General features: G+C 66.4%; 24 protein-coding genes. 17 read left to right on the top strand and 7 right to left on the bottom strand.

The window, feature by feature from the left end:
- Positions 1–957 carry an HhH-GPD family protein gene (locus BJY26_RS18585; protein WP_179429641.1) on the bottom strand — a complete coding sequence of 319 codons (957 nt, stop codon included), beginning with the start codon at positions 955–957 and terminating at the stop codon, positions 1–3.
- A 71-nt stretch (positions 958–1,028) separates the two neighbouring features.
- Here BJY26_RS18585 and BJY26_RS18580 point away from each other — a divergent pair, with 71 nt between their 5' ends.
- Entirely contained in the window at positions 1,029–1,730 is a 702-nt protein-coding gene (locus tag BJY26_RS18580) for a hypothetical protein (RefSeq protein WP_179429640.1), read from the top strand.
- 29 nt (positions 1,731–1,759) lie between these two features.
- Here BJY26_RS18580 and disA read toward each other — a convergent pair whose 3' ends face one another.
- Genes disA through BJY26_RS18565 form a run of 3 tightly spaced genes read right to left on the bottom strand, consistent with a single transcriptional unit; the run spans position 1,760 to position 5,350 of the window.
- A complete protein-coding gene (gene disA / locus BJY26_RS18575; RefSeq protein WP_308191230.1) occupies positions 1,760–2,842 on the bottom strand; it encodes a DNA integrity scanning diadenylate cyclase DisA in 1,083 nt (360 codons plus the stop codon).
- 51 nt (positions 2,843–2,893) lie between these two features.
- A complete protein-coding gene (gene radA / locus BJY26_RS18570; protein ID WP_179429639.1) occupies positions 2,894–4,285 on the bottom strand; it encodes a DNA repair protein RadA in 1,392 nt (463 codons plus the stop codon).
- 42 nt (positions 4,286–4,327) lie between these two features.
- Positions 4,328–5,350 (bottom strand): NADP-dependent oxidoreductase, encoded by a 1,023-nt coding sequence (locus BJY26_RS18565; protein WP_179429638.1) that lies wholly within the window; start codon positions 5,348–5,350, stop codon positions 4,328–4,330.
- A 247-nt stretch (positions 5,351–5,597) separates the two neighbouring features.
- On the opposite strand from BJY26_RS18565, the gene BJY26_RS18560 reads away from it, so the two are divergent.
- The 6 genes from BJY26_RS18560 (at position 5,598) to proC (ending at position 11,702) form a co-directional block, all read left to right on the top strand.
- A complete protein-coding gene (locus tag BJY26_RS18560; RefSeq protein ID WP_179429637.1) occupies positions 5,598–7,094 on the top strand; it encodes an MmgE/PrpD family protein in 1,497 nt (498 codons plus the stop codon).
- Entirely contained in the window at positions 7,094–7,987 is an 894-nt protein-coding gene (prpB, locus tag BJY26_RS18555; protein ID WP_179429636.1) for a methylisocitrate lyase, read from the top strand. Before BJY26_RS18560 ends, prpB begins: the two co-directional genes overlap by 1 nt.
- A gap of 19 nt (positions 7,988–8,006) precedes the next feature.
- Positions 8,007–9,128, top strand: a complete 1,122-nt coding sequence (locus BJY26_RS18550) for a bifunctional 2-methylcitrate synthase/citrate synthase (protein ID WP_179429635.1) — start codon at positions 8,007–8,009, stop codon at positions 9,126–9,128.
- Between the two features lies 1 nt (position 9,129).
- A complete protein-coding gene (locus BJY26_RS18545) occupies positions 9,130–9,876 on the top strand; it encodes an enoyl-CoA hydratase/isomerase family protein (RefSeq protein ID WP_179429634.1) in 747 nt (248 codons plus the stop codon).
- Between the two features lie 175 nt (positions 9,877–10,051).
- On the top strand, positions 10,052–10,885 hold the full coding sequence (locus BJY26_RS18540; RefSeq protein WP_179430075.1) for a sugar phosphate isomerase/epimerase family protein: 834 nt from the start codon (positions 10,052–10,054) through the stop codon (positions 10,883–10,885).
- A complete protein-coding gene (gene proC / locus BJY26_RS18535) occupies positions 10,872–11,702 on the top strand; it encodes a pyrroline-5-carboxylate reductase (protein WP_179429633.1) in 831 nt (276 codons plus the stop codon). The genes BJY26_RS18540 and proC overlap by 14 nt, the downstream gene beginning before the upstream one ends.
- Before the next feature lie 70 nt (positions 11,703–11,772).
- Here proC and BJY26_RS18530 read toward each other — a convergent pair whose 3' ends face one another.
- Both BJY26_RS18530 and BJY26_RS18525 read right to left on the bottom strand, forming a co-directional pair.
- Positions 11,773–12,444 carry a potassium channel family protein gene (locus BJY26_RS18530; RefSeq protein ID WP_179429632.1) on the bottom strand — a complete coding sequence of 224 codons (672 nt, stop codon included), beginning with the start codon at positions 12,442–12,444 and terminating at the stop codon, positions 11,773–11,775.
- Positions 12,437–13,855, bottom strand: a complete 1,419-nt coding sequence (locus BJY26_RS18525) for a TrkH family potassium uptake protein (RefSeq protein WP_179429631.1) — start codon at positions 13,853–13,855, stop codon at positions 12,437–12,439. Before BJY26_RS18525 ends, BJY26_RS18530 begins: the two co-directional genes overlap by 8 nt.
- A 103-nt stretch (positions 13,856–13,958) precedes the next feature.
- Here BJY26_RS18525 and BJY26_RS18520 point away from each other — a divergent pair, with 103 nt between their 5' ends.
- The 3 genes from BJY26_RS18520 (at position 13,959) to BJY26_RS18510 (ending at position 15,960) form a co-directional block, all read left to right on the top strand.
- Positions 13,959–15,155: an acetoin utilization protein AcuC gene (locus tag BJY26_RS18520; protein WP_179429630.1), complete on the top strand. Its 1,197-nt coding sequence runs from the start codon at positions 13,959–13,961 to the stop codon at positions 15,153–15,155.
- A gap of 134 nt (positions 15,156–15,289) precedes the next feature.
- Complete coding sequence (locus BJY26_RS18515; RefSeq protein ID WP_179429629.1) at positions 15,290–15,517, top strand: helix-turn-helix domain-containing protein; 228 nt, start codon at positions 15,290–15,292, stop codon at positions 15,515–15,517.
- 344 nt (positions 15,518–15,861) lie between these two features.
- On the top strand, positions 15,862–15,960 hold the full coding sequence (locus tag BJY26_RS18510) for a 30S ribosomal protein bS22 (protein WP_003792170.1): 99 nt from the start codon (positions 15,862–15,864) through the stop codon (positions 15,958–15,960).
- A 72-nt stretch (positions 15,961–16,032) separates the two neighbouring features.
- Here BJY26_RS18510 and BJY26_RS18505 read toward each other — a convergent pair whose 3' ends face one another.
- Positions 16,033–16,848 (bottom strand): HAD family hydrolase, encoded by an 816-nt coding sequence (locus BJY26_RS18505; protein ID WP_179429628.1) that lies wholly within the window; start codon positions 16,846–16,848, stop codon positions 16,033–16,035.
- Positions 16,849–16,911: 63 nt separating this feature from the next.
- Between BJY26_RS18505 and BJY26_RS18500 the strand changes: the two genes are divergently transcribed.
- From BJY26_RS18500 to BJY26_RS18470, 7 genes are all read left to right on the top strand, one after another.
- The gene (locus BJY26_RS18500; RefSeq protein WP_179429627.1) at positions 16,912–17,172 is read left to right on the top strand and encodes a glutaredoxin family protein; all 261 of its coding nucleotides are present in this window, start codon (positions 16,912–16,914) and stop codon (positions 17,170–17,172) included.
- 94 nt (positions 17,173–17,266) lie between these two features.
- The gene (locus BJY26_RS18495; RefSeq protein WP_237248889.1) at positions 17,267–18,013 is read left to right on the top strand and encodes a redox-sensing transcriptional repressor Rex; all 747 of its coding nucleotides are present in this window, start codon (positions 17,267–17,269) and stop codon (positions 18,011–18,013) included.
- A complete protein-coding gene (locus BJY26_RS18490) occupies positions 18,010–19,425 on the top strand; it encodes a glutamyl-tRNA reductase (protein ID WP_179429626.1) in 1,416 nt (471 codons plus the stop codon). The genes BJY26_RS18495 and BJY26_RS18490 overlap by 4 nt, the downstream gene beginning before the upstream one ends.
- Positions 19,422–20,387, top strand: coding sequence for a hydroxymethylbilane synthase (gene hemC / locus BJY26_RS18485; protein ID WP_179429625.1), 966 nt, complete (start codon positions 19,422–19,424; stop codon positions 20,385–20,387). The genes BJY26_RS18490 and hemC overlap by 4 nt, the downstream gene beginning before the upstream one ends.
- Entirely contained in the window at positions 20,384–21,994 is a 1,611-nt protein-coding gene (locus BJY26_RS18480) for a bifunctional uroporphyrinogen-III C-methyltransferase/uroporphyrinogen-III synthase (RefSeq protein ID WP_179429624.1), read from the top strand. The genes hemC and BJY26_RS18480 overlap by 4 nt, the downstream gene beginning before the upstream one ends.
- Positions 21,991–22,971, top strand: coding sequence for a porphobilinogen synthase (gene hemB, locus BJY26_RS18475; RefSeq protein WP_179429623.1), 981 nt, complete (start codon positions 21,991–21,993; stop codon positions 22,969–22,971). The genes BJY26_RS18480 and hemB overlap by 4 nt, the downstream gene beginning before the upstream one ends.
- A complete protein-coding gene (locus tag BJY26_RS18470; RefSeq protein ID WP_179429622.1) occupies positions 22,968–23,462 on the top strand; it encodes a MarR family winged helix-turn-helix transcriptional regulator in 495 nt (164 codons plus the stop codon). Before hemB ends, BJY26_RS18470 begins: the two co-directional genes overlap by 4 nt.
- Positions 23,463–23,528: the final 66 nt, after the last annotated feature.

Raw genomic sequence — 23,528 nt, 5'->3', positions numbered from 1 at the left:
TCATTGCGGTAGCGACAAGCTGCCGTCGCGCGTTACGGCCAAACCGTCGGCGCACAAGTCGCCGATCAAGCGGTCGACTCTGGCGTCGTCCGGGTTCAAATCGCGTAGGCGAGCCAGCGCATCGATTTGCGCAGCGCCGAGGCCGGCCTCCGGCACCTCGGCTCCGGACGCCGGGTCGGCGCGGAAATTCTCGAGCACGACCGGCCCGCCGGCCCGCAGTACCGCCATGATGGCGCCGCGAAGCTGGCGGTCGGTACCGTGCCATGCCTGCCGTGGCCGGCCCGGAGTCTCGGCGGCAGGCCGACCGGCGCGGAGCCATGCGCAATCGGTCCGCAGCGGACAATCGTCGCAGCGCGGCGTGCGCGCCGTGCACACCAGCGCTCCGAGCTCCATTACTGCGGAGTTCCAGCGGGCCGCCGCGTTCCCGGTCGCCGGCAGCAACCTGGCGGCCAGTGCGTATTCGGCGGCGCTCGGCGACGCCGACGGCTCCGGCGTGGCGGTCAGGACGCGTCCGAGTACTCGCCGGATGTTCGTATCCAGCACCGGATGAGCTTGCTGAAAGGCAAAGGAAGCGACGGCGGCGGCCGTGTACCTGCCCACGCCCGGAAGAGCCAGCAGCGCGTCGTTGTCCGGCGGAACCTCGCCCCCGTGATCGCGCACGATGGCAGTTGCCGCCGCGTGCAGTCTGAGCGCCCGGCGAGGGTAACCAAGGCGTCCCCATGCGCGAACGGCATCGCCGGTCGGCGCGGCGGCCAAGTCGGCCGGAGCCGGATAGGTCTCCACCCACGATCGCCAGACCGGCAGCACTCGGGCGACCGGAGTCTGCTGCAACATGAACTCGCTGACGAGTACGCCCCACGGACTGCAGTCGCTGTGACGCCACGGCAGATCGCGGGCATTGCGCCCATACCAGCGCACCGTCTTGCGGCGCAGGGCAGAAGCGTCGACGTCATTCATGGCATGCAACAGTCTGCCAGTCGGCGCGCCGAGGCGCGATCCGGGCGCCAAGTGCATAGGGTGTGAAGCAAATGAGTAACAATCGAGATCCGCGGCGGCCGTCGCCTGCAGTCTATCGGCGCCGGCGCATCGTCGTCCTCATCATCGCGCTTATCGTGGTAGCGGTTCTCGCGGTCGGCGTGACGACAATAGTGCGCGGCGTGAGCGGCCTGTTCGGCGGCGATGAGGAAACCTCGACGGCGCCGTCACCGAATGACGCGGCAGCCTCGCAAAACCCCTCGGGTGGCTCGTCCGCCAGCCCGTCCGCCAGTCCGTCCGCCAGCGCCGGAAAAGCCGGAACTGCGAGCCCCAGCGGGGCGAAGAAGAAGACGACGAAATGTTCGCCGGACAGCATCGAGGTCACCGCGAGCACCGATAAGAAGTCGTATTCCGGCAAGGCCAAACCCAAGCTGACGCTGAGTGTGAAGAACGTCTCGGATACGGCGTGCATTATCGACGTCGGAACCAAACAGTTGGAATTCGACATCACCTCGGGATCCGACCGGATCTGGTCGAGCCGCGACTGCCAGGACGACTCGAAAAACCCGGACGCCACCGTCAACAAGATCAAGTTCAAGTCCGGCGACAAGAAATCGGCAAGTATGACCTGGCAACGGATCCGATCGGTCAAGGGGTGCAAGGCCGGGCTTCCGGACGTCAAGCCCGGAACCTACCGGTTGGAGACCAAGGTCGGGTCGAACGAGTCGAAGGGTGCTTACTTCATCCTGAAGTGAGAGCCCCGAAATGGCGACCGCCGACGCGGTTACGAATACCTGTCGACGAGCGAGACCTCGGCGAGCCTCGACAGCGCCTCGCGAACGGTACGGGCACGCTGTTCCCCGACGCCTTCGACGGCCATGAGGTCGTCGACGTTCGCGGCGAGCAATTGTTGAAGGCCGCCGAAATGTTCGACGAGCCGGTCGGCGATCGCACCGGGGACGCGTTGGATCCGCGCCAACAGCCGGTGGCCCTTCGGGCTCACCGTCGAATCGAGCGCGTCGCCCCCGACTGGAGCGCCGAGGATTCGAGCCACCTGTGTAATGTCGACAAGCTCGGTCGATGACAGCTTGGAAACATCGGCGAGGATATCGGCGACGGCGCGGGGTGATTTCATCGCGGTGTGATAATCGCGCACCAGTAATTCCTGCGCCGGGCCGAGATTGCCGATCAATTCCTCGAGCTGCAATGTCAGCAGTCGGCCGTCGGTCCCCAGCTCGATGATGTACGTCGAGATTTCGTCGACGATGCGCCGGACCATTTCCAGTCGCTGCAAAACCGTGCAAATATCGCCGACCGTGGCCAGATCCTCGATCTCCAGCGCCGTGAGCGACCCGGTCACCTCGTCCAACCGGGACTTGTACCGCTCGAGTGTCGCCACTGCCTGGTTTGCCCTGGCCAGGATGACCTCCGAGCCTTCGAGGACGTGCCGCCGATCGCCGGCGTACAGCTGAATGATCTGCATCGACTGGCTGACGGAGATGACCGGGAGCCCCGTCTGCTTGGCGACGCGTTCGGCGGTACGGTGCCGGGTGCCCGATTCGCTGGTTTCAATGGCCGGGTCGGGCACGAGCTGCACTGCGGCCCTGACGATCCGCGTCGCATCGCGTTCGCAAATGATCGCGCCGTCCATTTTCGCCAATTCGCGCAGCCTGGTGGCCGAGAAATCGGCGTCGATGATGAAGCCGCCGGTGCAGATCGACTCGACTGCGCGGGTCGCGCCCAAGACGACGAGTGCGCCGGTGCGGCCGCGAAGGATTCGCTCGAGCCCGTCCCGCAATGCGGTGCCGGGAGCCATTGCCGCGAGGGTGGATCGCAGCAGCTCGTCCGTCGTCCGTTCGGTCGGCACGAATGTTCCCCTAGTTGTCGGCTTGTGGTCGGCGCAGGTCTCGCTGACATTCTACGCGGGCGTGTTCGGCAAGGCCGCGTGAAGTGCCTCGTAAAGCTGGGAGACTTCGAGGACCTTCATGTTCTCCGGAGTCGGGGTGCCATCGGCCGTGCCGGCCGGAACTATCGCATGAGTGAAGCCCAGACGTGCTGCTTCCATCAACCGGCGATGGCAGCCCGGCACCGTGCGCACTTCGCCCGACAGCCCGACTTCGCCGAACGCGACGAGCCGGAACGGGAAAGTTTGTTCCAGATGTGCCGACGCCAAGGCCAGCGCCGTTGCCAGATCGGCCGTCGGTTCGGTGACCTTGGCGCCGCCGACGGTCGCCGCGTACACGTCCTTTCTGGCCAGTGGAATGTTCAGGCGTTTGCCGAGTACGGCAAGCACCATGGCGACGCGGTTCGTGTCCAGCCCGCTCGTGGCCCGCCGGGGCGCGCCGCCGGCGCACTCCGACACGAGGGCCTGAATCTCGGCCACCAGGGGCCTTCGGCCCTCGAGGGAGACTGTCACGCACGTTCCGGAGACCGGCTCGGTCATCCGGGACAAGAACAGCCCGGACGGATCGGGAAGACCGGTGATCCCGCTTTCGTTCAGGTCGAAGCAGCCGACCTCATCGGTGGGGCCGTACCGGTTTTTCACGGCGCGCACCATGCGCAGGCGCGAGTGCCGCTCGCCTTCGAACTGGCAGACCACGTCGACAAGGTGCTCGAGCATGCGCGGTCCGGCGATCGACCCGTCTTTCGTGACGTGTCCGACGAGGATGGTGGCCAGACCCTTGTCCTTGGCCTCGCGGATCAGGCAACCGGCGACCTCGCGCACCTGGGTCACCCCGCCGGCCGACCCGTCGACCTGTGAACTGGCGATGGTTTGCACCGAGTCCACGACGAGCAGATCGGGCTCGGATTTTTCAATGTGGCCGAGCACGGTGCCCAGATCCGTTTCCGAGGCCAGGAGCAGCCGCGGCCGCAGCGCGCCAATCCGTTCGGCGCGCAACCGTATTTGTGCTTCGGATTCCTCGCCGCTGATGTAGAGCACGGTCCGGCCGTGCGATGCGGCGCGGGAGGCGACGTCCAGCAGGAGAGTCGATTTGCCCACGCCCGGCTCGCCGGCCAGCAGGACGACGGCTCCCGGCACTATGCCGCCGCCGAGCACCCTGTCGAGCTCGCCGACGCCGGTGGGCGCCGCCGTCGCGGATTCGACGCTGACTTCGGCGATCGGGCGGGCCGGCACCGCCACGCGTGCGGCGGTGGTGCTGCGCGTCGCGGCTCCGCCGACTTCCTCCACCGTGCCCCATGCCTGGCATTCGCCGCAGCGGCCGGCCCATTTCGCCGTCGTCCAGCCGCACTCGGCACAGCGGAACTGTGCGGCGCTTTTACGTTTGGCAGTGGCGGATGAGGAGCTCATGTGTGACAAGGTATCGGACGGTACCGACACCGGCCCGAATCGCTAGTCGGCGGCGCCGGTGCGCACCAGCATCTTGCCGGTGTTCTTCCCGTGCATCATGCCGAGGAACGCTTCGACGGCGTTCTCGATTCCCTCGACGACCGTGGTGTCCCAATTGATGCGGCCTGCCGCGAGCCAGCCGCTCATTTCGCGGGTGAATTCCGGCTGGTGTTCGGTGTAATTGCCGACCGTGAACCCCTTGAGCATCAGCCCGCGCGTGACAAGATTTGCCATGTTCGACGGGCCGGGGGTCCGTTCGGTGGAGTTGTAGGTCGAGATGGCGCCGCACAGCGCGGCCCGGCCGCCATCGCGCAGGCGGGAGATCGCCGCTTCCAGGTGTTCGCCGCCGACATTGTCGAAATACACGTCGATGCCGTCGGGCGCGGCGTCCGCCAGTTGATCGCGCACCGGGCCGTCGTGGTAATTGAATCCGGCGTCGAATCCGTAGCTGTCGGTGAGCCGGCGGACCTTGTCGGCCGAGCCTGCAGATCCGACGACGAGTCCGGCTCCCTTGATCTTGGCGATCTGCCCGACGATGCTGCCGACCGCGCCGGCCGCTCCGGACACGAAGACCGTGTCGCCTTCCGTGAATTCCGCAATAGTGAGCAGCCCGACGTACGCCGTCAGGCCGGTCAGTCCGAGTACGCCCAAATACGCCGACAGCGGGATGTCGGGCGATTCGGGGGAGAGGCGCGTGAACTGCTCGGCCGGCCCTTGTGCGACGTCCCGCCAGCCTTGGAAATGCAGGACGGCGTCGCCGGGCGACAGCGCGTCGTCCGATGATTCGACGACTCGGCCGACCGCGCCGCCGGTCATGACCTCGTTCAGGGCAAAGGGAGGAATATACGATTTCACGTCGTTCATCCGCCCGCGCATGTATGGATCGACCGAGATGTACTCGTTACGCACGCGCACTTCGCCGGCGCGTGGCGGCTGGAGGGAGACCGTCTCGAGCGAAAAGTTCCGCTCCGTCGGCCAGCCGGTCGGCCGGGATCGCAAATGGACTTGCGTGCTTACTGAATTCATGGTGCCTCGTGCTTCCTGCGCCGTGCTTCCCGGCCTTGCTTCCCGGGCCGGCGCCCCGGCTCGATGTGGGCGGACCGACAGTCTATCGGCCAGGGGTATCCGAGGTGGGGCATCGGTGACAGAATGACGTCCACGGATGGCCGATCCTGGCTATTTTGCTTGCCATTAAGTATCTTGATGACAAGGTAAAAATGGGTCCGGAAAGGACTCCGGACGGTCCGGCAAGTCGAAGGGGATACGAGGACAGATGGTCGAGCACGAGGTACGCACATATCGCAGCAGCGAGGAGCTTCCCCGCGAAAAGCAACTTGCCTGGAAGATCGCCGAGGTGGCCACCGACCCGGTCGCCGTCCAAGCCGACGTCTCCGACATGGTGGTCAACCGGATCATCGACAACGCCGCGGTCGCGGCCGCGTCGATTTCCCGCAGGCCGGTCGCCCATGCCCGTGAACAAGCGCTTCCGCACGTGCTGGAGCCCGGGGCGCGCGTCTTCGGCATGCCGGAGAGCAGGAGCGTCTCTCCCGAATGGGCGGCATGGGCCAACGGCGTCGCAGTGCGCGAACTGGATTTCCACGACACGTTCCTGGCTGCCGAGTATTCGCATCCGGGCGACAACATTCCGCCGATCCTCGCCGTTGCACAGCACAAGTCGATGGCCGGGGCCGACCTGATCCGCGGCATCGCGACCGGATACGAGATCCAGGTGGCATTGACCAAGGGCATTTGCCTGCATGAGCACAAGATCGACCATGTGGCGCATCTCGGCCCGTCGGCCGCGGCCGGCATCGGCACGCTGCTGGGCCTCGACACCGAAACCGTTTACCAGGCGATCCAGCAGGCCCTGCACGTCACGACCGCCACTCGCCAGTCCCGCAAGGGCGAGATTTCGAGCTGGAAGGCGCACGCTCCGGCGTTCGCCGGCAAGATGGCAGTGGAAGCCGTCGACCGGGCGATGCGCGGTGAGGGAGCGCCGTCCCCGATCTATGAAGGCGAGGACGGGTTCATCGCGTGGATCCTCTCCGGCCCGGACGCCCGCTACACGGTTCCGCTGCCGGCACCCGGCGAAGCCAAGCACGGCATCCTCGAGACCTACACCAAGGAGCACTCGGCCGAGTACCAGTCCCAAGCCCTGATCGACCTGGCCCGCAAAATGGGTCCGAAGATCGGCGACCTGTCCAAGGTCAAGAAGATCACCATCGCGACGTCGCACCACACGCATTACGTGATCGGCACCGGCTCGGGCGATCCGCAAAAGATGGATCCGAATGCCAGCCGCGAGACCCTCGACCACTCGATCATGTACATCTTCGCCGTTGCGCTCGAGGACGGCGGCTGGCATCACGAGCGCTCCTACGCGCCGGAACGCGCACGTCGCCCGGAGACAGTCGAATTGTGGCACAAGATCTCGACGACCGAAGACCCGGAATGGACGAAGCGGTACCACAGCACGGACCCGAACGAGATAGCGTTCGGCGGCCGGGTCGACGTCGAACTGGACGACGGCACCGTGATCAGCGACGAGCTCGCGGTGGCCGACGCGCACCCGCTCGGTGCCCGGCCGTTCGCCCGCGAGCAGTACATTGCGAAATTCCGCACGTTGGCCGACGGCGTGCTGACGGGCGACGAGCAGGACCGGTTCCTCGGGCTTGCCGAGAACCTTGCGCAGCTCGGGCCGGACGACGTGGCACGGCTGAGCTGGTCGCTCGCCTCGGCGCCGGCCATCACCTCGAAAGGAATCTTCTGATGCTTGGAGCACACACATCGGCGGCCGATCGCCGACTCCGGCTACGCGAGGAGCTTGCCGGCGACGCCATCCTGCGGTTCCCCGGCGCCATCAACCCGTTGAACGCCCAGCTCATCGAGCAGATCGGGTTCGAAGGCGTCTACATCTCGGGCGGGGCGTTCTCGGCCGCCCAGGGCTTGCCGGACATCGGCCTGACGACGCTCAGCGAGGTCACCGAGCATGGTAGGACGATCGCGGGGATGACGAACCTTCCGGCGTTCATCGACGCCGACACGGGATTCGGCGAACCCATGAACGTGGCGCGCACTATTCAATCGCTTGAGGACGCCGGACTCGCGGCCTGCCACCTCGAGGACCAGGTGAATCCCAAGCGTTGCGGTCACTTGGACGGTAAAGAGGTGGTTGCGACAAGCGAAATGACCAAGCGGATCACCGCTGCGGCGGGCGCCCGGCGCGACCCGAACTTCGTGATCTCGGCGCGCACCGACGCCCGGGCCGGCGAAGGTCTGGACGCCGCGATCGACAGGGCCAAGGCGTACGCCGATGCCGGTGCCGATCTGATCTTCCCGGAAGCGATGCGGGACTTAAGCGAATTCGAGACGTTCGCCAAGGCGCTCGATGTGCCGATCCTGGCCAATATGACCGAATTCGGCAAGAGCGAGCTCTTTACCGCCGATCAGCTTGCCGACGCCGGCGTCAAGATGGTCATCTATCCGGTCACGACCCTCCGGCTGGCCATGGGCGCCATCGAGGACGGCTTGCGCACCATCATGGCCGACGGAACGCAGTCCGGCGTTGTCGATAGGATGCAGACGAGAGCCAGACTGTACGAAGTGCTCGACTACGAGTCGTACAACGCCTTTGACGAGAACGTATTCAACTTCACCGTTTAGGTTTAAGGAAGTCACACCGATGGAAGACACCGAAATTCACAAAGGTCTCGCCGGAGTCGTCGTCGACACCACGGCCATATCCAAGGTCGTCCAAGAGACCAATTCGCTGACGTATCGCGGCTACCCCGTGCAGGAACTTGCCGCGAACTGCTCCTTTGAAGAGGTTGCCTATCTGATCTGGAACGGGGAGTTGCCGACGGCCGATCAGCTGAAGGAATTCACCGAGCGGGAGCGCGCCGACCGTCAAGTAGACCCGAAGATCGTCGATCTGATCCTCGGCCTGCCGACCGATTCGCACCCCATGCAGGTGCTGCGCACGGCGATCTCGTATATCGGCGCCGTCGACCCGGACGGAGAGGCCGCGGGACCGGAAGCGAACCAGAAGAAGGCCGAACGACTGTTTGCGCAGATCCCCACGCTCGTGGCAATCGATCACCGCCGCCGGCACGGCCTCGATCCGATCGCGCCCGATCCCTCGCTCGGGTTCAGCGCGAACTTCTTCCACATGACGTTCGGCGAAGTGCCCGAAAAAGAGGTGGTTCGCTGCTTCGACGTTTCGATGATCTTGTACGCCGAGCACTCCTTCAACGCCTCGACGTTCACCGCTCGCGTCGTCACGTCGACATTGTCCGACCTCTACAGCGCCGTGACGGCGGCCGTCGGAGCACTCAAGGGCCCGCTGCACGGCGGTGCCAACGAAGCGGTGATGGCAGCGCTCGAAGAGGTCGGAACCGCCGACAACGTCGGGGCTTGGCTTGACGATGCGCTTGCCGAGAAGAAGAAGATCATGGGCTTTGGTCACCGCGTCTACAAGCACGGCGATTCGCGCGTTCCCACCATGCGCAAGGCGTTCGAGGACATGGCCGCCATCAAAAAGGCCGACGACCTCTTGGCCCTGTACAACACGTTCGAAGAGGACTTCGTCTCCCGCAAGGGCATCTACCCGAATCTCGACTATCCGTCCGGCCCGGCCTACCATCTGATGGGCTTCGACACCCAGGCGTTCACTCCGATCTTCGTGATGTCGCGGATCACCGGCTGGACGGCGCACATCATGGAACAGCAGGCCTCGAACGCCCTGATCCGTCCGCTGAGCGCATACGACGGCGCGGCCCAGCGCGAGGTCCCGGCCGAGCGCTGACGTGGAGGGATTCATCGTCACGCGCCGCGAGCGGGTGGCAACTCTCACCATCGACCGTCCGGAGAAGCGCAATGCGCTCACGACGGCGATGTGGGAGGGGCTGCCCGCAGTCCTGGCCGAGATCGCCGAAGACCCGCTGACCGACGTCCTCATCGTCACCGGCAGCGGCGGCCACTTCTCGGCCGGCTCCGATATCCACGACCTGCCGGGGGACCTCGAGAAATTCTGGTTCATCAATACCGCCGCCGAGGACGCCGTGGCTAGATTTCCGAAGCCGACGATCGCTGCCGTGCGCGGCGCGTGCATTGGCGGCGGCACCGAGATCGCCGCGGCTTGTGATATCCGGATCGCCGACGACAGCGCGAAATTCGGTATCACGGCAAGCCGGCTGGGGGTGCTCTACCCGAAAGGGCCCATCGACAGACTCGCCGGCCTGATCGGACCCGGTGCGGCGAAGTACCTGTTGTTCACCGGCGCGCACGTCGACGCGCCGGCGGCGGCACGCATGGGACTGATCGACGAAGTGGCCGAGGACGCGGCGCTCCGTGCCGCCGAGCTCGCCGGCGACCTGGTGGCGCGCTCGCAACTGTCGATCCGGTTCATCAAACATGTCATGCTGGGCGCCGACCCTGCCGCGACACGCGATCTCAAGGACGCGGCTCGGGACGAGCTCGACGAAGGACGGCGGGCGTTCGCGGAGAAGCGTCGTCCGCGGTTTCCGTCCGGATCGAACGAGTGGCCGACGTGAATATTGGCCCAAACCCGCCGGCGCGGAATAACCTGACTCCGTGAGCCGCGATCCATTGAGCAGAGGAACCGACGATACCCGTCGCAGTGGGAAATTGAAGCTGACGACCCGGAACCGGGCAAAGGTGAACGGCACCCGGTACCGGGAACGGGACGAGACCCGCCGCGTACCGGACATCAGCCGGCCGGCACGACGCATTCCCGTCGGCCTGGCGTCGTCGTCCGTCTACCCGCTGTCGGTTCCCGAGTGCTTCACGGTTGCCTCGCATCTGGGGTATGACGGCGTGGAGATCATGGTGTCGATGAACGCCATCAGCCAAAACGCGGCCGCCATCAACGAACTCAGCCATCACTACGGGCTGCCGGTCCTGTCGATCCATGCCCCGACCCTCTTGGTCATGCAGCGCGTCTGGGGCAAGGACGCCTGGACAAAGGTCGCGCGGTCGGCCGAGCTGGCCGCCGAGGTCGGCGCCGACACCGTCGTCGTCCATCCGCCGTTCCGTTGGCAATCCGACTATGCCGAGAACTTCGTGTCCGGCGTCCGATCGATAGCCGCCGACACCGGCGTCCACATTGCAGTCGAGAACATGTTCCCGTGGCGAACCGGTCTGCGCGAAGTCATGGTGTACCTGCCCGGCTGGGACCCCGTGGGGCAGGACTACGACGACGTCACGCTGGACTTCTCCCACGCGGCGACGGCGGGATCGGATGTGCTGCACATGATCGAATCGCTGGGCAGTCGATTACGCCACATTCACTTGGCTGACGGATCCGGGTCGCTCAAGGACGAGCATTTGGCGCCCGGCTACGGCGCTCAGCCGGTGGGGCACGCGCTCGAGCTTTTGGCCGAACGCGGCTGGCACGGATCGGTGGTCGTCGAGGTCAACACCCGCAAGACCAAATCGCTCGTCGAGCGGGACGAACTGCTGGCGCACAGCCTGAAGTTCGCACGCGAACACATGGGACACGAACGGGCCGGCGAAAGGACGCAGGACAATGGCAGCCGCTGATCAGGGCAATATCGCATTTCTCGGTGCCGGGTCGATGGGCGGGGCGATCCTGTCCGGCCTGCTGGCATCGGGATACCCGGCCGCATCGATACGCGCCACGACCTCCTCGCGTGCCAGCGCCGAGAAACTTGCCGCGGACCACTCGATAGTGGCGGTATCCGGCGAATCCAACGAACGGGCGAACCTCGACGCGGCCGAATGGGCCGATGTCGTGGTGCTGGGCGTGAAGCCGTACCGGATCGTTGAACTGGTCGGCCGGATCGCCCCGGCGCTGGCGTCGTCCGGCACGCTCGTCGTCAGCGTGGCCGCCGGAATCACCATTGACGCAATAGTGCAGGCCGCCCCGGGCGCCGCCGTCGTCCGGGCCATGCCGAATACGCCGTCGCTGATCGGACGCGGAATGGCCGGCGTGGCTGCCGGTGGCTCCGCCTCGGACGACGATCTCGAGGCGGCACGTGCAATTTTGCGTTCCGTCGGGGACGTGCTGACGGTGGACGAGGCGCAGATGGATGCCGTCGGCGCGATCTGCGGCTCCGGCCCGGCCTACTATTTCGCGTTCACCGAGGCTCTCATCGAGGCCGGGAAGGCGCTCGGACTGAGCGCCGAGGACGCCGGGACGCTCGCCGTCCGCACGGCCGCCGGCGCCGGGGCGCTGATGGTTGAATCCGGAACGGACCCGGCGACCCTGCGCAGCAACGTGACGAGCCCGGGAGGTACTACCGAGGCCGCGTTGAAGCACTTCGGCCCGCTTGCCGGAATGATTGCCGATGCGACGGCGGCGGCTGTCGACCGTTCGCGTGAAATGTCCCGGCCCTAGCCGCACTGTTCCGCCCGCCGCGAGTGGTGGCGAATGGCTCCCGGCCCGCCGCGAGTGGTGGCGAATGGGGTTACGGACGGGAGGCGAACCGATTGAGCAAGTCGGTCTGCCCGGCCACGATGATGGTGTCCTGCTTGTTCACCCGGGTGTCCGGCTGCGCGTACGTGAAGTCCTGACCGGGCGACTTCACGCCCACGACCGTCACGCCGTATTTGCGGCGCACCGACGACTCGCCGAGCGTGAACCCCTGGATCTCCTTGGGCGGGCGCATTTTGACGATGCCGAAGTACCCCTCGTCGAATTCGATGTAATCGAGCATCCGGCTGGACACCAGGTGGGCCACGCGGTCTCCGGCGTCCGTTTCCGGATACAGCACGTGATGCGCGCCGATACGTCCGAGGATCTTGCCGTGCGACGGGCTGATCGCCTTGGCCCAGATCTGGCCGATCCCCAAGTCGACCAGATTGGCCGTCGTGAGCACGCTTGCCTCGATCGACGTGCCGATGCCGACCACCGCGATGGAGAAATCGCCGGCGCCGATATGGCGCAGCGCTTCGATGTTCGTCGAATCCGCCTCCACCACGTGGGTGAGCTGGCCGGACCACTCCTGAGCCAGCTGCGGATCGCGCTCGACGGCAAGCACTTCGCGGCCCAGCTGCGTCAGCCGGTTGGCGGTCGCGGCGCCGAACCTGCCGAGTCCGACAACGAGAACCGGTGCGTGCGGTGCTGATCGTTCAGCCAACTATCGGCCTCTCTTCCGGATACGTGTACAGGCGCCGGCGTTCGCGCAAGGCAAGCGCGGCGGCCAGGGTGATGGTGCCGGTGCGTCCCACAAACATAACCGCAGCAAGCACGTATTGCCCAGGAGCGTCCAGCTGGGTAGTCACGCCGGACGACAGCCCGCACGTGGCGAAGGCGGAGATCACGTCGAGCAGCACGTCGTCCAGGCTCAAGCTCGACATGGCGACGATTGCCATGGACGCCGACGCGACGATAGTGGCGCCGGCCAGGGTGACTGCCACGGCCAATCGCAGCGACCCCGGCGGGATGCGGCGTCCGAAAGCTTCGACGTGCTCGTTGCCGCGTGCTTCGGCATACGCCGCCAGAAACAGCACGGCCAGGGTTGTGACCTTGATGCCGCCGGCTGTGGAGGCCGAACCGCCGCCGATGAACATGAGCATGTCCAGCACCAGATGCGTCGACTGGTGCATGCTGCCGACGTCAATCGTGGCAAACCCGCCCGAACGCGGCATGACGGCGGCGAATACCGTGTCGAGCACGTCCTGGCCGCCGCTCATGCTCCCGAGCGTCTTTGGATTGTTGAGCTCGAATCCGCCGATCAGGATGGTGCCGAGGACGACGAGAATCACGGACGTCGTCAGCGTCATCTTCGCGTGCAGATCCCAGCGACTCGGAGTGCGCCAGTGCAGCGCGACGGTCAGGATGACGGGGAACCCGAGGGCGCCCACGAACACGCCGAGCATCAGCGGGATGAGGATCCACGGGTCCCCGCCGAACGTGGCGAGCCCGCCTTCGTGGATGTTGAATCCGGCATTGTTGAACGCCGAGATGGAGTAGAAGACGCCGTGCCAGACGGCCTGACCGGCGTCCTCGCCGCGGACCATGAAGCGCGGCGTGAGGAACGCGGCAAGCACGACCTCGCTGAGGAGCGATGTCACGATGACGCCGCGCAGCAGCGTGCCGACCTCGCCGAGCCGCAGCGCCTTCGTCTCTTGCGCCGCCACAAGTCGTTGTTTCAGGCCGAGTCGACGGGAAACGGCCAGGCCCATGATGGACGCCAGCGTCAAGATGCCCAGTCCGCCGACCTGCACGCCGACGATGATGACGACTTGGCCGAAGGTGGACCAGTAGTCCACAAGCTCGACGGGGCTCAGCCCGGTGACGCAGACGGCCGAGATGGCGTCGAAGACCGCATAGGAAAACCGCGGGGAATGGCCCGACCGGGTGGAGATCGGCAAGGTCAGCAAGGCGATGAAGACGACGTTGACGAAGGTGAAAGTGATGAGCGCGAGGCGGGCGGGGGAGGACTTCGCCAGGTCGTCGACGACGTCGCGTACCCAGGCCAAGCCGATGGAACGCCGGCGCCGGCCGGGAAGCCGGCCGGTGTACCCGTGATTGCGTGCGCGAGCCATCGCCCTCCCTCCGATCGCCGCGGCCCGGCTGGTGCCGTGCCTACAAGAGTCTAAGCTCAGGCCGGCACGGTTTTCACGCACCAAGCCGGTTAGGGTGATGTGCATGACATCTCGACCCGTCTACGTCGTATGGGATGACGTCTTTACGAAATACAATTTCGGACCGGCTCATCCCATGCATCCGCTGCGGTTGGAGTTCACTGCGAGCCTGTGCCGGGAATTCGGGCTCTTCGACGATCCGGCCGCGGATCTGCATACGGCCGGCGTGGCGAACGACGAAACGCTTTTGACGGTGCATTCGCGCGAGTACATCGATGCAGTGCGCGCCGCGTCGGCGCCGGGAACGCGCGATGCAGCGCAGTTGCGGCGGTACGGATTGGGAACCGACGACGTGCCGTACTTCGACGAGATGCACGACGCGTCGGCCCGGATCGTGTCGGGAACCGTCGATGCGGCGTCGGCAATCGCGTCGGGCGCGACGGATCGCGCCGTCAACTTCTGCGGCGGCATGCACCATGCCAAGTCGTCGGCGGCAAGCGGGTTCTGCGTCTACAACGACGCGGCCGCCGGGATCCGCCGGCTGCAAGCCGAAGGGTTTACCCGGATCGCGTACATCGACATCGACGCGCATCACGGGGACGGCACCGAGGCGGTGTTCTGGAACGACCCCGGCGTGCTGACCATCTCGCTGCACGAAACCGGCCGGATGCTCTTTCCCGGCACCGGGTTCGCCACCGATGTCGGCGGCGACGGGGCCGAAGGCCAGACGGTCAACATCGCCTTGCCGCCGCGGACGACGGACGCCGGGTGGTTGCGTGCGTTCGATGCGTGCGTGCCGCCGCTGATCCGGGCCTTTCAGCCGCAGGTCATCGTCAGCCAGCACGGCTGCGACGGTCACAGCCGCGACCCGCTCACACACCTCCAGTTGAGCGTGGACGCCGGCCGGGAAGCCGCCCTGATGATCGAGGGGCTCGCGGACAGATACGCCGGCGGACGGTGGTTGGCAGTCGGCGGGGGCGGATACGAGCTGGTGGACGTCGTCCCGAGAGCGTGGGCGCATCTGCTTGCCATCGCCCTGGGCCGACCGATCGGAGTTGCCGAGCCGACGCCCGAAACCTGGCGGGCCTTTGTACAGGCGCGTGTGGGCAGGACGGCGCCGGCGACCATGGGGGACGGCGCCGACTTGTGGTGGCGCTCATGGCAGGTGGGGTTCGACCCTGCCGATGCGACGGACCGCGCCATCATGGGCACCAGGAACGCGGTATTTCCGTTGAACGGTCTCGATCCGTACTTCGATTGAGGTTTCTCATATACCACGTGAGCCACTAGCGTGTAGTATCGACACGCGGTATAACTTGTGAAACTTGCGACAATTCCCGAGTGTATGCCGCTTATCCCCAAGCAGGGCGTGTCGACTGACGTTAGGAGACGGAGATGGAAACGAACGGACGGCAGGGCCTGTCCGACATCCGGTTCCTCACCGTCGCCGAAGTGGCGGATGTCATGCGCGTGTCGAAGATGACCGTCTACCGGCTTGTGCACTCGGGGGACTTGCCGGCAGTGCGGTTCGGCCGATCGTTCCGGGTGCCCGAGCGCGCCGTGCACGACTACTTGGAATCCTCTTTCGTCGATCGCCGTTCCGGCGGTGACTCCGCCGGCTGACGGCAACGACCCGTTGATCGAATGGGCGGGCCCCGTCGATGCCGCCGGCACCGCTCGTCGGCGGGCGCTCGGGGGTGCGATTGTGGGCTGGGCCGGGCGAACCGGTATTGTAGAGGCCGGACTGGCGCTTGGCTGCATGCGGCAGTGCGGTAACCGGTGCCCGAGGTCGTCAACGTCAGGGGATCGGCCGCCGCCGGTGCACGTGCGTTTTGGCCGAGTGCGCCGGTATGACCGGGCTGCATGTACTGGGCCGAAATTATCGGGCCGAACGCATGGGACCGGGATTATCGGCCCCTTGAACATCGGGTCGACCGAACGTGACTTAAGAAAGTTAAGGAGATCTCATGGGATCCGTTATCAAGAAGCGCCGCAAGCGGATGGCGAAGAAGAAGCACCGCAAGCTGCTGCGCAAGACGCGTCACCAGCGTCGCAACAAGAAGTAGCGCCGAAAAGCGCCCGCCGGCCGCGTGCCTGCGGGCGCTTTTGCCGTGTCGGGACAGTTCAAGGCGGAAGCTCTATCCGGTCCGGCCGCGCCGGGACTTCAAATATCTGTATCCGCCGTAGATGGCGCCGACGCCGACCGCACCAATCAGATTGCGACGGGCGGAGCGCCTGCGCCCCCGGAAATCGCGGATCTCCCACCCGTGCTCGCGAGCGTACTCGCCAAGGATCAGGTCGGGGTTCACGGCGAACGGGTGCCCCACCAACGACAACATCGGGATGTCATTGGCCGAATCGCTGTACGCATACGCATCGGCAAGATCGAAACCGCGCTGCTCGGCCATCCCGCGAATCGCCTCCGCCTTGGCCTCGCCGTGCAGCACCTGACCCTTCAGCCGGCCCGTGTACACGCCGTCGATATGCTCGGCGACCGTCCCGATTCCGCCGGTGACGCCGAGCCTGTCGGCGATGGTGGACGCGATCTCGTCGGGAGTGGCGGTGACGAGCCACACCTCGTCGCCCCGGCGTAAGTGCTCGGCGGCCAGCTCGCGAGTTCCCGGCCAGATCTTCGAAGCCATCAACTCGTCGTACACCTCTTCGCCGATTCGACGAATCTCCGGGACCGTGTAACCGGCAACGAACGACAGCGCGCGCGTACGGATCCGGTCCAAATTGATCACGTGTTCGCCCTTGGAGATGAACCTGAGCTGCTCGAGCGCAAACCGCACGAGCTCGCGGTACGTCAGCAGCTTGCGGCGGCGCATTCCGCGGGCCAGGTGATACAGGCTCGCCCCGCGCATCACCGTGTTATCGACGTCGAAGAACGCGGCGCGCCCGGACGATCCGGCCGACGGGGAGCCGGGGGAATGCGGCTCGGGATTCGATGGCATACCACCACTGTAGCGGCCCGAGTCGTCCGCTCGGCCGGATTCGAGAGCGGTACGCTGGCGACTATGACACGAGTCGAATTACTGACCCGGCCGGGCTGCCATTTGTGCGATGCGGCCCGGGAGACGGTGCTGCGGGAGGCTGCCGCGGCCGGCATCGAGGTCCGCGAGACGAACATCGACGACGACGCCGAACTGACGAGGCGGTACGGCGAAGAGATTCCGGTAGTGCTGATCGACGGTCGCGTGCACACCTATTGGCGCGTGGACGCCGGCCGGTTTCGGGCCGCTCTCGAAGGGTTGGACGTCAGCGGCGGGAGAGCATGATACGCCGTGATGCGTCACTTTGTGCAAACGACCCGTGACGCTTAAGGTTGGGGCAGTATTACATCCATCAGTTTGGTAGGAGACACCGACCCCCTTGTCCCAGCCTGAGTACGCTGAGCTGCCTGCGGTCAACACGCGTCGAATCGCACCGGGCAGCGCTGCCGACGGCAGCGGAATCGACGAGATTCGCGGCATTCCGGACGCAACCGTGGCCCGGCTCCCCGTATATCTACAGGCGCTGGGCACCTTTGCGGCCACCGACACCGAAACCGTGTCGAGCGAGGACTTGGCCGAGCTGGCCGGGGTGGGCGCGGCAAAGCTCCGCAAGGATTTATCGTACTTGGGCTCGTACGGCACCCGCGGCGTCGGTTACAGCGTCGGCAGGCTTGTCACGCAAATCTCCGAAACCCTCGGCCTGACGCTCGATTGGCGCGTCGTCATTGTCGGCGTCGGTCATCTGGGCCGCGCTTTGGCCGGCTACTCGGGATTCGCCTCCCGCGGATTCTCGGTGGTCGGCATGTTCGACGTGGACGAGTCGGTGGTCGGCAGCAGCGTCGGCGGGCTCACGGTACGCGACGCCGCCGAACTTGAAGCCGGCATCGCCGAGGCGCAGGCCCAACTGGCAGTGCTGGCGGTTCCGGCGGATGCCGCGCAGGGCCTCTGCGACAAACTGGTCGGCGCCGGCATCCACGGAATTCTGAACTTCGCGCCGTGCGTGCTGCAGGTTCCTGCGCACGTGCAATTGCGGCGCGTCGACTTGGCGACGGAACTGCAGATTCTCGCTTTTCATGCGGGACGCCGCGAGGCCGCCGATCTTCTCGCAGGAAAGGTGTCATCGTGACCGCACTCATCGTGGGCCTGTCGCACCACTCCGCGCCCATTGGCGTTTTGGAGTCGGCGGCGCTCGGGGCGACGCGTGCCGAAGAGCTTGCCGGCGGAATGCTGGCGGGCGAGTACGTCGACGGCGCACTGGTCGTCTCCACGTGCAATCGGCTGGAATTGATCGCCGACGTGACGTCGTTCCACGGCGGCCTGGCCGACTTGGGCGGCGCACTGGTCGATGCGCTGGCCATGGACTGGACGTCGCTGACCGATCACTTGTACGTGCACTACGACGAAGCCGCGGTGCGGCACGTGTTCTCGGTGGCGTGCGGCCTGGATTCGATGGCTCTGGGCGAAGCGCAAATCCTCGGCCAGCTGCGCACGACGCTCGCGCGAGCGACATCGGCCGGGCACGTCAGCTCGAATTTGTCACGGTTGATGCAAACCGCCCTGCGCGTCGGTAAACGGGCGCACGCGGAAACCGATCTCGACCAGGTGGCCCGGTCGATGCTGGACGACGCACTCGAACCCGCGCCGAACTGGATCGGCGACCTGTCCGGCGCCCACGCTCTCGTGCTGGGGGCCGGCGCCATGAGCGGCCTGGTGACAGCGGAGCTTGCCCGCAGCGGCGTGAAAAGCATCACAGTGGCCAACCGGACGCTTGCCAGAGCCGAGCGTCTGGCCGCCGGCGTGGGCGGGCGCGCCGTGCCCATGACCGGAGAAATACTGGACGCCGAGTTGCCGCACGCCGACCTGGTAGTGGCCTGCACGGGCGCCCGCACGACAGTCATTTCGGCCGACCGGGTCGCCCGGGCCGACAGGCCCGACCGGCAGTTCTTCGTCGACCTGGCGTTGCCGCGCGATATCGACGAAGCCGTCGGCGAGCTGCCCGGCGTTCAAGTCGTCGGTCTGCGTCAGCTGTCCGAGTTGATCGACCGCGGGGCCGACTCCCCGGCCTCCGCCGCGCTCATTCGCGCCGACGAGATAGTCGCCGAAGAGGTCGAACGGTTCTTGTCAGCCAAGCGCTCGAAGGCGGCGCTGCCGACTGTCATTGCCCTGCGCAAGCGCGCCCAACGCGTGCTCGACGCCGAAATGGAGCGCTTGAACTCCCGGTTGTCCGGCGTGGACGAACACGTCCTGACCGAAGTGCGCACCAGCTTGAACCGGATGGCCGACAAACTCATGCACACCCCGACGGTGCGGGTCAAGCAATTGGCGTCGCAGCCGGGCGGCTCCGGATATGCCGACGCGCTGCGCGCCCTTTTCGACTTGAAGCTCGACCAGCCCGATTCGGACACCGCGGCGGGGCAATCCGGCGGCCATTCGTTGACCGCGCCGGACGACACCGCCGCGTTGAATGCCATGCCGTCGGCCATGTTCGACGCCGGGGCCCTTTCCGACGCCACAACAGGCCCGGGGGAGGAACGATGACGGCGCGTCCCATTCGGCTGGGCACCCGGCGGTCCGCCCTGGCACGTACCCAGTCCGGACTGATCGCGGACCGGCTGCGCGAGTTGACCGGCCGCGAGGTCGAACTCGTCAACGTGACCACCGAGGGCGATACCAATCGGGCGCCGCTTACGTCGATGGGCGGCGCCGGCGTGTTCGTCTCCGCCGTGCGCGGCGCGTTGACGGACGGCACCGTCGACGTCGTCGTCCATTCGCTGAAGGACCTGCCGACAACCCCCGAACCCGGTATCCGGCTGGCCGCCGTGCCGCGCCGCGCCGACCCGCGCGACGCTCTCGTCTCGGCCGGCGGCAAGAAACTCGTCGAACTGCCCGCCGGCGCCGTCATCGGCACCGGCTCGCCGCGGCGGCATGCCCAGTTGAAAGCCCTCGGCCTCGGATTCGACGTCGTCGACATCCGCGGCAACGTCGAGACCCGGATGGGGTATGTCACGTCCGGGCGGCTGGATGCGGTGGTGCTGGCCATGGCCGGCCTCGAACGGCTCGGCAAACAGGCCGACATCACCGAGAAGATCGACCCGATCAACATGCTCCCGGCACCCGGACAGGGTGCGTTGGCCGTGGAGACCCGGGACGAATCCGGCGGCGCCGTCGACGACGAGCTGGTCCGGGCGCTGGCCGAGATCGACGACGCCGACACCCGCAGTGCCACGACCGCCGAACGGGCGGTGCTTGCCGAGACGGGAGCGGGGTGCTCGGCTCCTCTGGGAGCGTTGGCGGAGATTGTGGAAGACGAAGACGGCCCGGCGCTGTCGCTGCGTGCGGCATTGTGCCCCGAAGAGAGCATCGACGACGGCGACGTCGTCCGGCTGTCGGTGCAGGGCGGCGTCGCCGACGCCGACCGGCTGGGCCGAGAACTAGCTATCGAATTACTTGACCGATTGTCGATCGGTGAGAAGACAAACGACCAGGAGCGTGAAGCGTGAGTAAGGGAACCGTGGCCCGCGCGGCCGGAACCGTGACGTTTGTGGGAGTGGGCCCGGGCGACCCGGGGCTCTTGACGGTGAAGGCGATCGATGCGCTGGGCGTGGCCGACGCGGTGGTGTACGAAACCAGCCTGCACGTCGACGTGGCCGGTAAATACGCGCCCGGCACGGCCGATCTGACGGCCGCCGTCGATCCGGGCGGGTCGACCGCCACGGCCGTGCGCGCCAAGCGCATCGTCAAGGCCGCTAAAACCCACGCGCACGTGGTGCGGCTGTTGGACGGCGACGCCGCCACCTTTGCCGGGCTCGCCGAAGAAGCGCATGCGTTGCACAAGGAAGGCATCCGCTTCGAAGTGGTACCGGGCGTTTCCGCACCGTCGGCCATCGCCACCTATTCGGGCGTGCCGCTGACCACCAACACCGTGAAGGCCGTGCACGTGGTGCACGCCGGCGGCAATGTGGCCGGCAACATCGTCAGCAGCAAACGCGCCTCGACGGTGCTGGTCGGCGATGCCGGCGAACTTGCCGACGCCGCCGAACAACTCGTCGCCGGCGGATGGCCGTCCGACACGCCGGTAGTCGTCGCGGTCGACGGGACCCGGTCGGACCAGGTGTCGGTCGCCACGACGCTTGACGGGCTCGCCTCCGAGCTCGCCGCGTTGGGCCGGCGCCGCGAACTCGGCGCCAACGTGCACGCCATGATCGGGCCCGGCACGTCATCGCGCGACGAATTCTCGTGGTTCGAGTCGAAATCGCTGTTCGGCTGGAAGGTGCTCATTCCGCGGACCAAGGACCAGGCGGCATCGACGATCGACAGGATCCGCGAACACGGCGGCGTACCGACGGTCGTGCCGACCATCTCGGTCGAGCCGCCGCGTACGCCGCAGCAGATGGAAAAGGCCATCAAGGGCATGGTGACGGGCCGGTACGAATGGGTCGGCTTCACCTCGGTCAACGCGGTGCGTGCCGTCAAGGAGAAGTTCACCGAGTTCGGCCTGGACGCCCGGGCATTTGCCGGCTTGAAGATCGCGGCCGTCGGCGGCGTGACGGCTGCGGCGTTGCGCGACTGGGGAATCGAACCGGACCTCGTGCCGTCGTCCGAGCAGTCGGCGCACGGCCTCTTGGCCGACTGGCCGCCGTTCGACCCGGTTCTCGACCCGGTGGGGCGCGTGTTCTTGCCGCGAGCCGATATCGCCACCGACACGCTTGTGGCCGGGCTGCAGGAGAACGGCTGGGAGGTCGACGACGTCACCGCATACCGGACGGTTCGTGCGGCGCCGCCGGCGGCCCCGATCCGCGAATCGATCAAGAACGGCACATTCGACGCAGTGCTGTTCACCTCGTCGTCCACCGTGCGCAACCTGGTGGGCATCGCCGGGAAGCCGCACACCTCCACCGTGATCGCGTGTATCGGCCCGGCCACGGCCAAGACGGCCGAGGAACACGGCCTGCGGGTCGACGTGCTGGCCGGCACTGCCGACGCCGCCACCCTCGTCGAGGATCTGGCCGACTTCGCACGAGCCTCCCGCGAGAGCGCGCTGGCGGCCGGCGAGCCGGTACTCCGGCCCAGCCAGCGTAAGGGTGCGGCCCGGCGGCGCGCTCGATGAGAATCCTCGAACGGCCCCGCCGGCTGCGCGCGACCGCACCGCTGCGCCGACTGGTCAGCGAGAACAGGCTGCACGCGGCGGATCTCGTGCTGCCCATGTTCGTGCGCGAGGGTATCGACGAACCAGTCGCGATCGAATCCATGCCGGGCGTGTACCAGCACACCCTGCCGTCGCTGCTCGAAGCGGCCCGCGCGGCGATCGACGCCGGCGTCGGCGGCCTCATGCTGTTCGGCGTCCCGGCCCGGCGCGACGCCATCGGCTCGGGCGCCGACGACCCGGACGGGATCTTGAACAGGGGCTTGAGCGCCCTGGTCGACGAATTCGGCGACAGGACAGTCGTCATGGCGGACTTGTGCCTGGACGAATTCACCGACCACGGCCACTGCGGCGTCCTCGATGACGACGGCCGGATCGACAATGACGCGACGCTCGAACGCTACGCCGACATGGCTCTGGCGCAAGCGGCTGCCGGCACGCACGTGCTGGGGATGTCCGGCATGATGGACGGCCAGGTCGGCTATGTGCGTGAGGTGCTCGACGCGCACGGCTACACCGACGTGTCGGTGCTGGCCTACGCGGCGAAATACGCCTCCGCGTTCTACGGGCCGTTCCGCGAGGCGGTCGACTCGCAGCTCACCGGGGATCGCCGCACGTACCAGCAGGACGCTGCAAACGGGCGTGAAGCGTTGCGCGAAGTACGTCTCGACGTGGCCGAGGGCGCCGATATCCTGATGGTCAAACCGGGTATGCCGTATCTGGACGTGCTTGCCGAAGTAGCCGCCACCCAAGACATCCCGGTCTTCAGCTATCAGATTTCCGGTGAGTACGCCATGATCGAGCTCGCCGCCGAGCGCGGCGCGATCGACAGGGACGAAGCGATCATGGAATCGCTGCTCGCCTTCCGACGCGCCGGCGCCGATGGAATCCTCACCTACTGGGCGACCGAAGTCGCATTGAAACTCCGAGCGGAACAATGACCAAGACGACTTCTCCCGACACCGTCCGATGGCTCACCTCGGACCAGCAGCACGCGTGGCGTAATTATCTCGAGGCCAGCCAGCTTCTGATGGCCCAACTGGACAAGGAATTGCGCGAAACGCACCAATTGGCGATCGGCGAATACGAACTGCTGGTGCGACTGTCGGAGCAGCCGGAGCACTCGATGCGGATGGCGCGGCTGGCCGCCGAAGTGGCGATCTCCCGGTCGCGACTGACGCACATCGTCTCGCGAATGGAATCACGCGGCCTGTTGGCGCGCAGCACCACGTGCGGCGACGGCCGCGGCGTCCTGTGCACGATGACGGACGCCGGCTACCGGCTGCTCGAGGACGCCGCACCCAGCCACGTGACGAGTGTGCGCGAGCATTTCATCGACCGCACCGACGACGCTCATCTCGACGCGTGCGGCGAGGCCATGGAGGGCATCGTCACGCACTTGCGCCACGTGCGCCGCATCGACCGCGAATAACGCTCGAGGCCGACGGGGCATTTTCACAGACAGGGCAATTGCACAGACAACTCTCACCGCCGGAAC

It is taken from the genome of Spelaeicoccus albus (assembly GCF_013409065.1).
In the GTDB taxonomy this organism is placed as follows: Bacteria; Actinomycetota; Actinomycetes; order Actinomycetales; family Brevibacteriaceae; genus Spelaeicoccus; species Spelaeicoccus albus.
The sequence above is the reverse complement of the archived record's forward strand: the minus strand, read 5'-3'. Positions and strand labels throughout refer to the sequence as shown.